The 15,919-nt window shown below is 42.8% G+C and carries 12 protein-coding genes; 3 read left to right on the top strand and 9 right to left on the bottom strand.

Annotation, left to right across the window (positions count from 1 at the left end):
• Nucleotides 1-45 precede the first annotated feature (45 nt).
• Entirely contained in the window at nt 46-2,472 is a 2,427-nt protein-coding gene (gene hrpB / locus RF53_RS11620; protein WP_039037753.1) for an ATP-dependent helicase HrpB, read from the bottom strand.
• 273 nt (nt 2,473-2,745) lie between these two features.
• On the opposite strand from hrpB, the gene RF53_RS11615 reads away from it, so the two are divergent.
• A complete protein-coding gene (locus RF53_RS11615) occupies nt 2,746-2,943 on the top strand; it encodes a CsbD family protein (protein WP_002958133.1) in 198 nt (65 codons plus the stop codon).
• Nucleotides 2,944-3,008: 65 nt separating this feature from the next.
• Here the strand turns inward: RF53_RS11615 and RF53_RS11610 are convergent, their stop codons facing one another.
• From RF53_RS11610 to RF53_RS11600, 3 genes are all read right to left on the bottom strand, one after another.
• Nucleotides 3,009-5,270 (bottom strand): xanthine dehydrogenase family protein molybdopterin-binding subunit, encoded by a 2,262-nt coding sequence (locus RF53_RS11610; RefSeq protein WP_039037752.1) that lies wholly within the window; start codon nt 5,268-5,270, stop codon nt 3,009-3,011.
• The gene (locus tag RF53_RS11605; RefSeq protein ID WP_039037751.1) at nt 5,267-5,764 is read right to left on the bottom strand and encodes a (2Fe-2S)-binding protein; all 498 of its coding nucleotides are present in this window, start codon (nt 5,762-5,764) and stop codon (nt 5,267-5,269) included. The genes RF53_RS11610 and RF53_RS11605 overlap by 4 nt, the downstream gene beginning before the upstream one ends.
• A 196-nt stretch (nt 5,765-5,960) precedes the next feature.
• Entirely contained in the window at nt 5,961-6,656 is a 696-nt protein-coding gene (locus tag RF53_RS11600) for an aspartate/glutamate racemase family protein (protein ID WP_039037750.1), read from the bottom strand.
• A gap of 89 nt (nt 6,657-6,745) precedes the next feature.
• On the opposite strand from RF53_RS11600, the gene RF53_RS19460 reads away from it, so the two are divergent.
• Nucleotides 6,746-6,928, top strand: a complete 183-nt coding sequence (locus RF53_RS19460) for a hypothetical protein (protein WP_160289077.1) — start codon at nt 6,746-6,748, stop codon at nt 6,926-6,928.
• A 238-nt stretch (nt 6,929-7,166) separates the two neighbouring features.
• Here the strand turns inward: RF53_RS19460 and RF53_RS11590 are convergent, their stop codons facing one another.
• The 5 genes from RF53_RS11590 to RF53_RS11570 form a co-directional block, all read right to left on the bottom strand.
• Nucleotides 7,167-7,535, bottom strand: coding sequence for a hypothetical protein (locus RF53_RS11590; protein ID WP_039037748.1), 369 nt, complete (start codon nt 7,533-7,535; stop codon nt 7,167-7,169).
• Between the two features lie 242 nt (nt 7,536-7,777).
• Nucleotides 7,778-10,411 carry a methionine synthase gene (gene metH / locus RF53_RS11585; protein WP_039037747.1) on the bottom strand — a complete coding sequence of 878 codons (2,634 nt, stop codon included), beginning with the start codon at nt 10,409-10,411 and terminating at the stop codon, nt 7,778-7,780.
• Nucleotides 10,412-10,421: 10 nt separating this feature from the next.
• Nucleotides 10,422-11,492, bottom strand: a complete 1,071-nt coding sequence (locus RF53_RS11580; protein ID WP_039037746.1) for a homocysteine S-methyltransferase family protein — start codon at nt 11,490-11,492, stop codon at nt 10,422-10,424.
• Nucleotides 11,482-12,429: a homoserine O-acetyltransferase MetA gene (metA, locus tag RF53_RS11575; RefSeq protein WP_006791480.1), complete on the bottom strand. Its 948-nt coding sequence runs from the start codon at nt 12,427-12,429 to the stop codon at nt 11,482-11,484. The genes RF53_RS11580 and metA overlap by 11 nt, the downstream gene beginning before the upstream one ends.
• A 174-nt stretch (nt 12,430-12,603) precedes the next feature.
• Nucleotides 12,604-13,905, bottom strand: coding sequence for a M24 family metallopeptidase (locus RF53_RS11570; protein WP_039037745.1), 1,302 nt, complete (start codon nt 13,903-13,905; stop codon nt 12,604-12,606).
• Between the two features lie 176 nt (nt 13,906-14,081).
• Here RF53_RS11570 and ettA point away from each other — a divergent pair, with 176 nt between their 5' ends.
• The gene (gene ettA, locus RF53_RS11565; RefSeq protein WP_006791482.1) at nt 14,082-15,755 is read left to right on the top strand and encodes an energy-dependent translational throttle protein EttA; all 1,674 of its coding nucleotides are present in this window, start codon (nt 14,082-14,084) and stop codon (nt 15,753-15,755) included.
• Nucleotides 15,756-15,919: the final 164 nt, after the last annotated feature.

Here is a 15,919-nt window from a genome sequence, read left to right as displayed (position 1 = left end):
ATTCATATGCTCAAAAATAAAACAAATATTTTTAAGTTAATAAACCTACATTTTGCTTTTTACTCTATTGGTTGCCGCGCTGTTGGCTGGGTCATCTGGCCAAAAATGCTTGGGATAACGTCCTTTCATTTCTTTTTGTACATCGCGATAACTACTAGCCCAGAAGTGCGCTAGATCTTGCGTAAGTTGTAAAGAGCGCTTACCTGGCGAGAGTAATTCCATAAGCAGTGGCAGCTTGCCATTTGCAAGCATTGGTGTACTTGTTAAACCATACACTTCTTGCATGCGCACACTTAACTTTGCGGGGCCATCTAACTGGTAATTAATTTTTATATTTGAGCCACTCGGTACCGTTAACCTAAGCGGTAACAATGTTTTTAAGGCTGTTTGCTGTGTCCAGTCAAAACAATTTTGCAGTGCTTCAAAGTAGTTAAACTTTTTAAGCTGCTCCAGCGTTTTTATATCCTGTAAATATACGCCTAACCAATCATCAGCTGTTTCAATAAGTTGCTGCTCGCTTATTGCCGGGAACGTATCAGGCATAAACTGACTGGCTAAACTCATGCGTATTAATAATTGCTGCGCGTCGGGTTGTTCATTAAATAATGCAAAACCATGCTTGGTAAATAAATTAAGCCACGCTTTAGCGCGCTCGGTTTTATCAAGCTTTTGTTTACTTGGTTGGCTTGTAAGCGTAATAGCGCCGAGCTTTACTTCGTCTTGATGAATAAAGCGTGCGGTTTTTTCATCAAATTCACAGCGGGTAAGCGTAGTAAACAAATGCGGTAAGTAATCTTGTAGCTCAAATGGGCTAAGTGCGGTGGCTGCAAAAATACGCGTGCCTTTATGGCCGCCCATGCTTGCAATAGCAAGGTAGTCATCGTTATGCCAGTAATCGGTGTTTAAATCAGCGCCCGCACCATTGGCAAGTAAGTAGCCATTACCGCGTTTTTTTGCAATGCGATCGGGGTAAGCTAATGCCACCAGCAAACCTAAATACTCTGTGTTTAGCTCACTGTTACTGTCGGTTACTTTTAAACGGCTTTGCCAGTATTTTAACTGCTGTTTAAATACTGGGTGTGGCCTTTGCTGTTGGCTATGTAGCGCCAAGCTTAGCTCGTTGGCGCTGTTTATTCGGCTCTCAAGCAGCGCCACTAAATAAAGTGCTAAACGGTAAATACCAGGGAGTTCTGCCTCAAGCGCTTGCGCTTTTAAAAGCATATGCGCTAAGCGAATATCCGCCCCAAAACCCAGCATGTTGCTTCCCAACTTGGTTAGCTTGCCTTTAGAATCGATGGCTTCAAGCATGGTTAGTAAGTTTGCCGCTTGCGCGCATTGTTGCGCTGTTGGCGTATCAAGCAAGGTGAGTTCGCTAATATTTGCGCCCCACTGTTTTGCCTCCAGCATAAGTTGGCTTATGTCTGAGGTGAGTATTTCGGGGCTATCGTGACTATTACGTCGCTCAAAGGTTTGCTTTGAGCCAAGCCTGTACACCACACCTGGTTCTATTCGCCCTGCACGCCCTGCACGCTGCACGGCAGAGGAGCGCGATATACTTTGTGTTGTAAGCTCAGTTACGCCTGTTTTTAAGTTATAGCTCGCTGCGCGGCGTTTACCGCTATCAATAACAATGCGAATGCCTTCAATGGTTAAGCTGGTTTCGGCTACATTGGTGGTAAGCACAACTTTGCGCATGCCCTCAGGCGCAGGAGCAATCGCCGCTTGCTGATTGGCTTTATCTTGTTCGCCAAATAATGTGGCAACTAAGCAATTACTTGGTAAATCATTAAGGGCCTGTTGTACGCGTACTATTTCAGATTGCCCGGGCAAGAACACCAGCGCACTACCGCTTTGCTCGTTTAGTGCTTGTTTTATTAAAGAGGGAATAGCATCTAACCAGCGACTTTCATCTTTTATTGGTATGTATACTTCGTCTATGGGGTAACTTCGCCCGCTTGATTGTATAACCGGGCAATCAAAAAACTGCGTATAGCGCTCGGTATCAAGGGTGGCCGACATAAGTAGTATGGTTAAATCTTCGCGCAGCGCACTTTGGGCCTCTAAAGCAAAGGCCAGTGAAGTGTCGGCCGCAATTGAGCGCTCATGAAATTCATCAAAAATCAGTAAATCAATGTCGCTTAATTCGGGGTCGTTTTGTAGCATGCGGGTAAGCATGCCCTCGGTGACTATTTCAAGGCGCGTATTACTACTTACTTTGCTTTCACCACGTACTCGCAAACCAACACTCTGCCCCACTTTTTCGTTTTGGCACTGTGCTAGGTAATTGGCAATATTGCGTGCTGCTAAGCGGCGCGGCTCAAGCATTACAATACGTTTAAAATGGCCGTTGCGCATAAGCTGTAGCGGCAACCAGGTTGATTTACCCGCACCAGGCGGTGCTTGTAATAACGTTATGGGGTTACTTTGTAATGTAGTTAGAAGTTGTTGATATATGTTTTGAACCGGCAGCACTGCTATTTACCCAAAATTGCTTTGTATGCATTGTAACAAAAACCAAAAATAAACGCGCCGCAAAAGCTGTGTGGTTATAAAAGGCATCATAATCAGAAATAATTACAGACCGCTCTGTACATTTTTTAAGGACATGCGCGCTATATTAATTATTACTGCCTCAATAAAAACATAACACCATGATTATAAATACAAAATTTAAATTTAACTTATTGGTACACGCCTTGCTCCTTTTATAGTGAACGTTAAATAAATCTAAGTAAGGAGAAACTTATGAACAGCGATCGTATGAAAGGTAATTGGAACGAACTTAAAGGTAAGGCGCAACAAAAATGGGGCGATCTTACTGACGACGATTTAGACAAAATTGAAGGTAGCCGTACAGAGCTAGTGGGTAAAATCCAGCAGCAGTATGGTAAATCTAAAGAAGAAGCAGAGCGTGAAGTAGATGAGTTTGAAAAAACTCACTAATCGCTAACTTCTAAAAAAACCGCCATTTGGCGGTTTTTTTGTTTAACGGCTAAAAAGTACGCTATTTACGCTTTTAATTGGTTACCTATAGGCAGTTGCCTAATGCGCTTACCACAAGCGGCAAAAATAGCGTTACACAATGCGGGTGCATAAACAGGTGTTGCGGGCTCGCCTACACCTGCTGGTGGTGCATCACTTTGTATTATTTCTACTTCTACCTCTAAAGGTGAATCGCTCATACGCGGCACGCGGTAATCATGAAAGTTACTTTGCTGTACGCGGCCTTTATCAAAAGTAATACCATCGCTAATTGCAGTGGTAATACCGTAAATAGAGCCACCTTGCGTTTGGTTTTTAACGGTATCGGTGTTTACAACCGTACCCGCATCAATAGCCACCCACGATTTAATCACGTTCAAATCACCAGCATCAGAAACTTCTACCTCAACCACCGTTGCAACATACGTTAAAAAGCTGCGGTGCGCTGCAATGCCTAACCCGCGCCCTTTTGGAAGCTCTCGGCCCCATTTACTTATCTCAGCTACTTTTTCAATAACATGGCGTAACTTACCAATATCTAAAGGGTAAACGTCTTTATCGGCGCCATAATTATCGTACGAGGCATTTTGCTCGGTTACATCTAAAATACGATCAGGGCCGATGGTTTCAAGTAAATAGTCTTTTTGGTCGCGCCCTGCTTTGTGCGCCGCTTCAGCAATAAATGACTGAATAGCAAAAGCATGAAAAATATTTGATACCGAGCGCATCCAGCCAACTCTTGTTTTAGCGGGTGCTTCGCCATTTTCTAACTTTAAGTTAGGTGAGTTTATAGGGTTATCGGTAAAGCCTAAACGCAGTTCAAAACCTGCAGGCGATGTTGCCCCTTCTTGAAAGGTCGACATAATTGGCGAAAACGCCGTGCGATGTAAGTAAGCTTCAATATTACCTTTTTCATCTAATGACGCTTCAATATGTTGAGCCGATACCGCATGATAAAAACTGTGCTGAATATCATCCTCTCGCGTCCATTGAACGCGAATAGGTTGTCCTACTTTCATTGAAATGTAAGCAGCTTCTGCCGAAAAATCAGGTTTTGATTTACGCCCAAACCCGCCACCTAACATGGTGACATGTACGTTAATTTTACTCTCGTCCATACCAAGTAGTGCGGCCACAGTTTTCATATCGGCTTGTGGGTTTTGTGTTGCAGCCCAAATATCAACGCGGTCTTTATTGTACATTGCAGTGGCACAAGGTGGTTCCATTGGTGCTTGAGCTAGGTGCGGCGCATAGTAGTCAGCTACTAACTTATTGCTCGATTTAGCCAATACGCTGGTGGTATCGCCTTTTTCGCGCACATGCGCTTGCGGCTCACTCACTGATTGTAATAACGACTTTTTAAAGTTTTCTGAATTATAATCGCCGTTTTTACCATCATCCCACACTACTTTTAGTGCTTTACGCGCCTGCCATGCAGCCCAGGTATTTTTAGCAACAATAGCAATGCCGCCTTTTGGCTGAAATTGCGGTGCACCTTTTGGTACAGGCATTTCAATAACATCAACTACGCCATTTATTGCTTTAGCGGCACTAGCATCAAACGATTTAACCACACCACCAACTACCGGCGGGCGCTCAATAATAGCCACCAGCGCTTTTGGTTCGCGTACATCGGCAGCAAATGTCGCTTTACCGGTTACTAAATCGGTTAAATCTATGTGCGCCATACCTGTATTTATATAACGCCATTCTTTACGTGTTTTAAGTGTTAACTTGTCAGGCTCTGGCGGGGTAATACCAAGCGCGAGGTCGATTAGGTCTTTATAAGCCAAGGTTTTACCCGAGCTGTGAGTAACCACGTGTTGATTGGCTGTACAGGTTTGCGGCTCAACGTTCCAATATTTAGCAGCTGCATGCTGCATCATATAACGTACGCTTGCGCCCATTTCGCGCAGGCGCTGCATGTTGTAGCGAATACTGCGCGAGCCATCGGTATTTTGATCCCCATATTTAGGGTCGCCCTTACCTTGAATAACAACCACTTTATCCCACGCGGCTTCCATTTCGTCTGCCACAATTTGGGCAATGGCTGTACGAATTTGCTGGCCCATTTCAGAGCGGTGGCAGGTTATTTCAACCATGCCATCGGGGCGCAGAGCTATAAATAAGTTAGCGCGCTTTGCTTGCTCAGAGGGTTGTTCTAACACGCCAGCAAACGCTCTTGGTGCACTGCCTACAAAATAAGTGCCTAATACTAATGCGCCTATTGCGCTGGTTTTTAAAAATTGGCGGCGGTTTAGGTCAAAGTACGTATTGTCGTTTTTCATACCTCTTCCCCTTGTTCATTTGGGTCAAAATACTCAACGCCCGCCATGGTTTTAGCCGCCGACTTAATCGCTTTATGAATACGCGGATACGTACCACAACGGCAAATATTGCCCGACATATTACTCACTATTTCATCATCAGTGGGGTTCGGGTTAGCTGCTAATAAGCTTGCCGCTTGCATTATTTGTCCGCACTGACAAAAGCCACACTGCGGCACTTTATGCTCAACCCACGCTTTTTGCACGGGGTGGTCGCCTTGCTCGCTTAACCCTTCAATAGAGGTAATAGCACGCCCAGCCACAGCCGATACAGGTAATATGCACGAGCGCTGCGCTACGCCATCAATGTGTATGGTGCACGCACCACACTGCGCCATACCACAGCCAAATTTAGGCCCTGTTAAATTTAATTCATCTCGGAGGTACCATAATACTGGCGTTGACGGATCGCCAGAAAACTCATGTTTATTACCATTAATGGTAAGCGTGATCATACTAAACTCCTTGGCAAAGCGCTTTAAAGGAATTCCTTGTTGCGCGAGAACGGTTTAAATACTTGCTACTTTTTTAGCCTACCACTTAGGATTGGTTTATTGAAATTTTTATCGATAAGTGCCTTTAATAAGCATTGGCAAGTCGCTAAATATAAAAACCGCCCTATGGCGGTTTTATGTATAAACTAAATGTCAGTTATTTAGTTAGTGCTAATTTAACCGCGGCCTGTGCATGAATTTGGGTGGTATCGTAAAGGGGCACGGTTGTATGTTGCGGCTCTACTAATAAAGCGATTTCAGTACAGCCTAAAACAATAGCCTGTGCGCCTTTTTCAAACATACGCTCAATAATATTTATAAACTCAGCTCGGGCTTCATCATTAATAATACCTTGGCATAACTGATTGTAAATTATGTCGTGAACACGCTCTCGCTCATTAGGCTCGGGTATTAACACTTCAATGTTATGCTTATTGGTTAACCGCCCTTTGTAAAAGTTTTGCTCCATTGTAAATTGCGTGCCCAGCAACCCTACTCGCGTTATTTTATCATGTTTTAACTGATCTGCGGTAGCATCGGCAATATGCAAAATAGGAATGCTGATATTGCTGGCGATATGGTCAGCCACTTTGTGCATGGTGTTTGTGCAAATAAGTAAAAAATCAGCCCCACCAGCCTCTACCGATTTAGCCGCCTCGGTAAGTAACTTAGCTGTTTGTTGCCAATCACCTTGATGCTGCAGCGTTTCAATTTCGGCAAAATCAACACTCATCATAAAAACTTTGGCACTATGTAGCCCACCCAACGCATTTTTTACACCCAAGTTTAACGCTTTGTAATAACTAGTGGTTGACTCCCAACTCATACCACCAAGCATGCCAATCGTTTTCATAAAATTGCCTTTTTAGTTTACTAAAAGAACTAAGCAGTCATCCTAAAATATCTTGATTAGCTGAGGGATTAAGCTATAGCTATTTTTTTATGCCTCGTTCGGTTTTACAAACGATTACAATAGCGGTAATAAAATTAAAGAAAATGCCAAGAACAAACCAAAGTAAAGCACTTCGACCTGTAGATTTAGCCCACCAAGCACTGAAAAAAGCAAAAAAGAATACAGCCAATGCACTACGATTAAATTCCTCTTCTAACTTTTCTGTGTCGTAAGACAAGCTCGATAACTTACTTTCTAACTCATTGACCTTTTTAGTTTATAGCATAATTTTTTCACTTTGCTCATTTTGTGCAGTGACTGTTTCTATAGGCTGAGCGTATGCCAATAATGAGCTTGCAACCCATATCATAATGCAGAGTATAAATTTCATTTTATTCCTTTAAATTATTTAAACTTAAACAGGCAATTAACCAAATGACGTTAATTGAGGTTGAGATAAAAAACCAGTATTTAAAGCTTTTCTTTGTTTATTAAAGCTCTTTCTTTAACTGCAGATTGGCGAATAAAAAACATTATTACGCAGCCTGCAATATTCCCACCTATTAATAAATTGAGTATGGCTAAAGTAGTTATTTGATTAACTTTTCTCTTAGATACAGCCCATAAATGCCAAAAAGCATAACTACAAAGGCCAAGTACTGCCAAAACTAGCGCAAATGGATGTACACTCCCTTTTTTGAGAACAATAAATACCATTCCAGAAGCAAGAATTAGTGACAAAACGCAAAGTCCGACCAGAAAAAGCTTTACGAAAAAACCCAGAGTCGAAAAACTAAATTCATGTTTAGTTTTATTTAGTTGAATAGTTTCTTTAGTCATAATATCCCTTATTAATAAAGTATAAACAGCTTATCAAATACCATTTGAGGTTCCTTCAAAATGGTTTCCATTTCCTCAACCAATAATTTCACTTAATAAACTTATTGTAAACAAGTAATTACCTAAATTTGAAAAGATATTAGATAGTGCTACGTAATAAAAAACGAGCCTAATTTGGCTCGTTTTTCTTTTACTGATAGCTGACAGCTAAAAACTAACCGCTTCACTATTCAACCACTTCGCTATGATTCCGGCTCATACCCCAAGTTCGGCGATAGCCACCTTTCGGCCTCTGCGAGCGTCATATTAGTTCGCTTGGCGTAGTCTTCTACCTGATCCTTTTGCACAGCGGCTACGGCGTAGTATTTTGCCTCTGGGTGTGAGAAATACCAGCCCGAAACAGCAGCCCCTGGCCACATTGCATATGAGCTGGTGAGCTGCATGCCAATGCGTTTTTCGGTATCGAGTAACTGCCAAATTTTCTTTTTCTCGGTGTGCTCTGGGCACGCAGGGTAACCCGGCGCTGGGCGAATGCCTTGGTAGTTTTCGCGAATTAGCTCATCGTTACCCAGGTTTTCATCGGGTGCGTAACCCCAATACTCTTTACGCACTTGTTCGTGCAGGTATTCAGCAAACGCTTCTGCGAGCCTGTCGGCAACCGCTTTTATCATTATTTTATTGTAGTCGTCTTGCTGTGCGTCGAACGCATTAGCTAAGTCGTCTTCTTCTAAACCGCCCGTTACTGCAAACGCGCCAAAGTAATCAGGTGTGCCTTTTGGCGCAATGTAGTCGGCTAAGCAATAGTTAGCAAAGTCAGTTTTTTCGGTTTGCTGGCGTAAATGGCATGAGGTAGTTAACAGCTCTTTGCGGGTTTCGTCGGTGTAAATTTCTATGTCATCGCCCACGCGGTTTGCAGGGAATAAACCTATTACACCTAAAGGTTGCAAAGTACCTGACTTTTCGAGGTCGTCGAGCATGTCGTTAGCGTCTTTAAATAAGCTTTGTGCTTGTTCGCCAACGACTTCGTCGTCCATTATGCGCGGGTATTTACCAGCGATTGACCACGTCATAAAGTATGGGGTCCAATCTATATACTTACGCAACGTGGCTATTGATACATTTTTAAACTCAGTCACGCCCAGCTTTTTAGGCACTGGTGGCGTGTAGTTATCCCAATCAAGTTGTGCTGCGTTATCGCGAGCACGCTGAATGGTAACTGGCTTTGAGCGCGGCTTTTTGCGCGCTTGTTGCTCGCGTACTTTTACGTACTCGGCTTTAGTTTTTTCTAAAAAGGCAGGTTTTAGCTCCTTAGATAGCAAGCTTGATACCACACCCACTGCACGGCTGGCGTTATTTACGTACACTACGCCTTTGTCGTATTGTGGTTCAATTTTAACTGCTGTATGCGCTTTAGAGGTTGTTGCGCCGCCAATCATAAGTGGGAGTTCAAAACCTCGGCGGGTCATTTCTTTGGCTACGTGTACCATTTCGTCAAGCGATGGGGTAATTAAACCCGAAAGGCCGATTATGTCGGCTTTTTCGTCAATGGCTGTTTGCAGTATTTTTTCGGCAGGTACCATTACACCTAAGTCGATTACTTCGTAGTTATTACATTGCAGTACTACGCCTACAATGTTTTTACCTATGTCGTGCACGTCGCCTTTTACGGTGGCCATAACCACTTTACCGTTAGTTGCGCCTTCTTCTTTTTCGGCTTCAATAAATGGGTCTAGGTAAGCCACTGCGCGCTTCATAACGCGGGCCGATTTAACAACTTGCGGTAAAAACATTTTACCTGCGCCAAATAAATCCCCTACCACGTTCATGCCATCCATTAATGGCCCTTCAATCACATGAATAGGTTTATCGGCAGCTGCGCGGCATTCTTCTGTGTCTTCATCTATAAAGGTGGTTATACCTTTTACTAGAGCGTGTTCTAGGCGTTTTTCAACAGGCCATGTGCGCCATTCTAAATCTTCTACCCGCTCAGCTTGTGCCATACCCGAATATTTAGGTGCAAGCTCTACTAAACGCTCACCTGCACCGGAGTCGGTGTTAAGTATTACGTCTTCTACGGCTTTACGAAGTTCCTCGGGGATATCGTCGTAAACCGCAAGCTGACCTGCGTTTACAATACCCATGTCCATGCCCGCTTTTATCGCGTGGTATAAAAACACTGAGTGAATGGCCTCGCGTACAGGGTTATTACCCCTAAACGAAAACGAGACATTAGACACCCCGCCCGACACTTTACAGTGCGGTAAGTTTTGCTTAATGCGGCGTGTGCCTTCTATAAATTCTACTGCGTAGTTGTCGTGCTCTTCTATACCGGTGGCCACGGCAAATATATTAGGGTCGAATATGATATCTTCCGGCGGGAAGCCAATCTCTTCTACTAATATTTTGTAGCTGCGCTCACATATTTCGTATTTGCGGTCTGCGGTGTCGGCTTGGCCGTCGGTATCAAACGCCATAACAACAGCAGCTGCACCAAAACGTTTAATAATTTTAGCTTGGTGTTTAAACGGCTCCTCCCCTTCTTTAAGCGATATTGAGTTAACAATAGCCTTGCCTTGAATACACTTTAAGCCTGCTTCTATTACTTCCCATTTAGAGGAGTCGACCATAATAGGCACTTTAGAAATATCAGGCTCTGAGGCAATTAAGTTTAAAAACTTAACCATGGCCGCTTTTGAGTCCAACATGGCTTCATCCATGTTTATATCTATAACTTGGGCGCCGTTTTCTACTTGTTCGCGGGCAACATTCAGGGCGGTCTCGTAATCTTCTTCCATGATTAAGCGTTTAAACATGGCAGAACCGGTGACGTTGGTACGCTCGCCAACATTGGTAAATACTGCAATTTGCTGTGTCATTGGCGGCTCCTTAATTTAAGTTACAGGCTTCAAGGCCTGATAAACGCATGCGAACATCAAGCTCTGGCAATGCGCGAGGTTTTACCCCTTCAAGCCCTTTAGCAAATGCACGAATATGCTCAGGCGTTGTACCACAGCAACCACCCACAATATTAATAAAGCCCGATTTGCCCCAATCTATAATCTCGGCTGCCATTTCAGGAGCCTCTAGGTCGTACTCACCAAATTCGTTAGGCAAACCGGCATTTGGGTGTACTGAGGTAAATGTTTCGCATACCCGCGAAAGCTCTTCTACGTATTGGCGCAGTAAATCTGGCCCAAGGGCACAGTTAAGGCCAATTGAAATAGGCTTAATATGGCGAATAGAGTTATAAAATGCTTCGGTTGTTTGCCCCGAAAGCGTTCGCCCTGAGGCATCGGTAATTGTGCCCGAGATCATTACGGGTAATGTGCGCCCGGCTTGCTCAAATGCTTCTTCAACTGCGAATGAGGCGGCTTTTGCATTTAGGGTGTCGAATATGGTTTCAATAAGTATTAAATCAGCGCCGCCTTCCATTAATGCAAGGGTAGACTCTACATACGCAGTAACCAGCTTATCAAACGTTACGTTACGGTAACCTGGGTCGTTTACATCTGGCGAGATAGAACAGGTTTTAGATGTTGGCCCTAAAACACCGGCTACATAGCGTGGTTTTTCTGGATTTTTAGCGGTGAACTCGTCACATATTGCGCGCGCGAGTTTGGCCGACTCTAGGTTTACCTCACGGCTTATACTTGCCATGTCGTAATCTTCCATCGAAATGGTGGTTGAGTTAAAGGTATTGGTTTCAATAATATCTGCACCGGCAGTTAAAAAGCCGCGGTGTATATCGGTTATTAACTCTGGCTTAGTGAGGCTTAATAAATCGTTATTACCTTTAATTAGTACGTGCCAATCTTTAAAACGCTCGCCTCGGTAGTCTTCTTCTTCAAGTTTATGAGTTTGGATCATAGTGCCCATAGCGCCGTCTAAAATTAAAATACGCTCTTTAAGCGCTTCACTTAGTTCGGCTTGTTTGTTGGCGGCTGTATTATTCGGCATAGTTGTTAGTCCTCACATCTTGGCTAACTAAATTAATATCATACGGTGTGGTTTGATACACGTAGTAATTTAACCAGTTCGAAAAAAGTAAAAAAGCATGGCTTTGCCACGTTTTTGACGGTTGCTTGCTTGCATCATCATCGGGAAAATAGTTTTCAGGTTTTGGCGCATCTGGGCTTTTTTGTAAATCACGCTCGTACTCCCCTTTTAGGGTGTCGGCATCGTATTCTGGGTGGCCTGTTATAAATACTTGGCTACCCGATTTGTTTTTTAATAAGTAAGCACCCACTCGCTCAGAGCCTGCTAATACAACGAGATCGTCACACGCATTTATTTTTTTTATGTCAATGTGCCCATAACGTGAGTGTGGGACTAAAAAGGTATCGTCAAAACCGCGGGTTAATGCCCCGTGTTTAAAATGGCATTGGTGAGTAAATACGCCACACAGCTTATTGGGTTTTAAGTCGCGCTTTAAATTGTAGCTATGGAATAGCGCTGCATGAGCCGCCCAACACGAAAACAACGTAGAGGTAACGTGTTGCTCTGCCCAATCAATAATGACTTTAAGCTCTTCCCAGTAGGCAACATCTTCATACTCTAAATGCGCAAGCGGTGCGCCTGTAACAATAAGCGCATCGTAGTTGTTATTTTTTACCTCTGAAAAATAGCGGTAAAAGGTATCTAGGTGTTCTTCTGAGTTATTACTGCTGCGGTGAGTGTCTAGGCGCAGCAGCTCTACGTTTACTTGCAAAGGAGAATTTGCAAGTAAGCGAATAAACTGTACTTCGGTTTCTACTTTATTAGGCATTAAGTTTAATATAGCCAAACGCATTGGGCGGATTTCTTGCGTTTTTGCACGGCTTTTTGGCATGACGAATACGTTTTCTTGGCGCAAACGTGCAATGGCTGGAAGCTCATCCTTTACGGTAATTGGCATATTTTTAACTCCTACTCATAAAAACTTGTGCTAATTATGAACTGAAAGCAAAAAATATCAACCTCTAGATGTATAGATGTCTAAATGAATTTATTCATTATTACTTAAGTATGTGGCAAGCAATGAGTCACCCCCTTAAAAAGAGGCTTAACTCACTGCATTTAAAATAATGAACTAATTATTGCCCACTAATATTAAATTTTGCTGAGGGGGAATTAAATACTCAGCGCCGTTTTTGGTAATTACAGCCATTTCTTCAACCGAAATGGTTTTAAACTCGGTGTTGTTTAAAGGCCAACTAAAAAAACCATCAAAAGCAAACACCATTCCTTCTTTAAGTTTACGATGAGCAGCAGGCCTTACTTGGGCACTGCGAGAGCCACCTAAATTGGGCCCGGTATCGTGTGCAACATACCCTACTGGATGGCCGGTACTCCATGGCACAGGCTCTGAGTTGTATTTATTCATTAATACGGTTTGAGCTTGATCCACGTCTATACCCTTTACGCCGGGTTTCATTGCATTAAATGCGGCAAAACCGCTATCTCGGGCATTAATCCAATATTGCTGAATGTTGGCTGGTGCAGAGGTTTCCCCTTCTTTAAGTACATAAGCAAAACGCTGAATGTCACTTACCCAGCGATTGTAGAGCTTTACGCCAAAATCAATTTGAATTACGTCGCCCGGCATAATGACTTTATTTGTAGAATGCGAATGCCCGCGATCGGGACCTGAATTTACGTTAGGATTTTGATCGGCAGCCCATGCATCGGTTACACCTCGTGCTTTCATTTTAGCTTTTAAAAATTTAGCTACATCGGCATCGGTGGTTTTACCCGGAATAATAGTTTTATAAGCCTCTATTTGCCACGTTGCTGAAAGCATTGCGGCCTCTTTCATTATTTTAACTTCAGCAGGTAACTTAATTGAAAGCCATTGATAAACGACTTCTTCAGAAGATACGAGCTTTGCTGTTTGCTTTGCGCCTAATAAGTTAGCTAATTGCTTGTATTGCGAGTGCGATAACCCATCTGCCTGTGCATTAAGATCAGAGACATTTATTGCTACACGCTCAAAGGGTTGTTTTTTTATAAACTCAGCCGCGTATTTTAACGCAGACACACTGCGTGGCACCGAGATCACTTTTTCATGTATGTTTAGCTCGTCGAGTGCTTTTGCTTCGCTTGAAGGTGAGTATGCTACCGAATGAAACGCCCCTTTATTAAAATAAAATAAATATGCCGCTGGCGAACCTGCGTTTTCACAGCCAATATGCTCAGCCAATGGGTCGTTGTTATTTTCTCTACAAACAATAAGCCAAGCATCTACCTTAGCTGCTTTTAAAGCGTTTGGCAGGAGTTTATTTATTCTTTGTTTTCTTATTTCGGGCCAAGGAGAATCGACTGCGCTAGCTTTGGGGTTTGTGGTAAATAACGTAAGCAAAGCCAACATTGTTATTACTTTTTGTATAGTCATGGGTTTTTCTTATTTTTACTATGGTTTAAATACGTTAGCACACCCAAATAAAACTATACATTTAACGAGATAAAACGATAAAGATATATTCCCACTCGCCATTCGTTGACTGTTTCACCTCTCAACAACTACAATACAACATTAAAATTTTTATTATTATTTGAAGGCTTTCCTCCATGGTTTTACCTGATAAGTTTATTTTCTCGATGAGTCGAGTATCTAAAGTTGTGCCGCCTAAGCGTACAATTTTAAAAGATATTTCGTTGCACTTTTTTCCTGGCGCCAAAATTGGTGTGCTTGGTTTAAATGGTTCTGGTAAATCATCATTGCTACGTATTATGGCCGGTGTTGACCAAGACTTTGAAGGTGAGGCACGTCCTCAGCCTGGTACTAAAATTGGTTACTTACCACAAGAGCCAGTACTAGACGAAAGCAAAACAGTACGAGAAATAGTTGAAGAAGCTGTTGGCGAAGTAAAACACGCCCTTAATCGCCTTGACGAGGTGTACAACGAGTACGCAATGGAAGGTGCTGACTTTGACGCACTGGCTAAAGAACAAGGTGAATTAGAAGCAGTTATTCAAGCGCACGATGGTCATAATATCGATAACGTACTAGAGCGCGCTGCCGATGCACTTCGCTTACCTGAGTGGGATGCTAAAATTGAGCACCTTTCAGGTGGTGAACGCCGCCGTGTTGCTATTTGTCGTTTGTTACTAGAAAAACCAGATATGCTTATTCTTGATGAACCAACTAACCACTTGGATGCTGAGTCGGTTGCATGGTTAGAGCGCTTCTTACATGACTACGAAGGCACTGTTGTGGCAGTAACGCATGACCGTTACTTCCTTGATAATGTTGCTGGCTGGATATTAGAGCTTGACCGTGGTGAAGGTATTCCATGGGAAGGTAACTACTCTTCTTGGCTTGAACAAAAAGACGCGCGCTTACAGCAAGAACAAAAATCTGAAAAAGCACGTCAAAAATCAATTGCGCAAGAACTTGAATGGGTGCGTTCAAACCCTAAAGGTCGTCAGGCTAAGTCTAAAGCACGTATGGCGCAGTTTAGCGAGCTACAACAATCAGATTACCAAAAACGTAACGAAACAAACGAGCTATTTATTCCACCAGGCCCACGTTTAGGCGACCAAGTATTAGAAGTTACTAACTTACGTAAAAGCTTTGGCGACCGCGTATTAATAGACGACTTAAGCTTTACAATGCCTAAAGGCGCTATTGTGGGCATTATTGGTGCCAACGGCGCGGGTAAATCTACACTATTTAAAATGTTAAGTGGCGAAGAGCAGCCAGATAGCGGTAGTGTTAACGTTGGTGAAACCGTACAACTAGCAACGGTTGATCAGTTCCGCGACGATATGGACGAAAGCAAAACAGTTTTTCAAGAAATATCTGACGGACAAGACGTTTTAAAAATTGGTAACTTTGAATTCCCAAGCCGTGCTTACGTTAGCCGTTTTAACTTTAAAGGTAACGATCAGCAAAAGTTTGTAAAAGACTTATCGGGCGGTGAGCGTAACCGTTTACACCTTGCTAAATTATTAAAAGCCGGTGGTAACGTAGTGCTACTGGATGAGCCAACCAATGACTTGGACGTTGAAACATTACGTGCACTTGAGAATGCTATTTTAGAATTCCCAGGCTGTGTAATGTGTATATCGCATGACCGTTGGTTCCTTGACCGTATTGCCACACACATTTTAGATTACCGCGACGAAGGACAAATTAACTTTTTCGATGGTAACTATACTGAATATGAAGAGTGGCTCAAAAAGACCTACGGTGCAGAAGCTGCACAACCTAAGCGTATAAAATACAAAAAAATTGGTTAATTGCTAAATTAACTGAAATACCTTTAAAACCCTGCTTTACGCAGGGTTTTTTATGCCTTAAATAAACTATGTGTGTTTGTAGCTAGCAACTGTGTAATTTAAAGCTATGCTTATACCAATTTTATTTAAAAATATTATGTATTTGATTGATGTTGAATCACTCG

Source organism: Pseudoalteromonas sp. ECSMB14103, assembly GCF_000813065.1.
Classification (GTDB): Bacteria; Pseudomonadota; Gammaproteobacteria; order Enterobacterales; family Alteromonadaceae; genus Pseudoalteromonas; species Pseudoalteromonas marina.
Note: the sequence above shows the minus strand (reverse complement) of the source record. Positions and strands in the feature narration are given on the sequence as shown.

What these genes read in the sequence shown, in the direction of transcription:
- RF53_RS11610 (WP_039037752.1), bottom strand. Translation starts at nt 5,270, where the DNA reads ATGAAAAACGACAATACGTACTTTGACCTAAACCGCCGCCAATTTTTA.
- RF53_RS11590 (WP_039037748.1), bottom strand. Translation starts at nt 7,535, where the DNA reads ATGACTAAAGAAACTATTCAACTAAATAAAACTAAACATGAATTTAGT.
- RF53_RS11580 (WP_039037746.1), bottom strand. Translation starts at nt 11,492, where the DNA reads ATGCCGAATAATACAGCCGCCAACAAACAAGCCGAACTAAGTGAAGCG.
- RF53_RS11600 (WP_039037750.1), bottom strand. Translation starts at nt 6,656, where the DNA reads ATGAAAACGATTGGCATGCTTGGTGGTATGAGTTGGGAGTCAACCACT.
- RF53_RS19460 (WP_160289077.1), top strand. Translation starts at nt 6,746, where the DNA reads ATGCCTCGTTCGGTTTTACAAACGATTACAATAGCGGTAATAAAATTA.
- RF53_RS11615 (WP_002958133.1), top strand. Translation starts at nt 2,746, where the DNA reads ATGAACAGCGATCGTATGAAAGGTAATTGGAACGAACTTAAAGGTAAG.
- RF53_RS11605 (WP_039037751.1), bottom strand. Translation starts at nt 5,764, where the DNA reads ATGATCACGCTTACCATTAATGGTAATAAACATGAGTTTTCTGGCGAT.
- RF53_RS11570 (WP_039037745.1), bottom strand. Translation starts at nt 13,905, where the DNA reads ATGACTATACAAAAAGTAATAACAATGTTGGCTTTGCTTACGTTATTT.
- ettA (WP_006791482.1), top strand. Translation starts at nt 14,082, where the DNA reads ATGGTTTTACCTGATAAGTTTATTTTCTCGATGAGTCGAGTATCTAAA.
- metA (WP_006791480.1), bottom strand. Translation starts at nt 12,429, where the DNA reads ATGCCAATTACCGTAAAGGATGAGCTTCCAGCCATTGCACGTTTGCGC.
- metH (WP_039037747.1), bottom strand. Translation starts at nt 10,411, where the DNA reads ATGACACAGCAAATTGCAGTATTTACCAATGTTGGCGAGCGTACCAAC.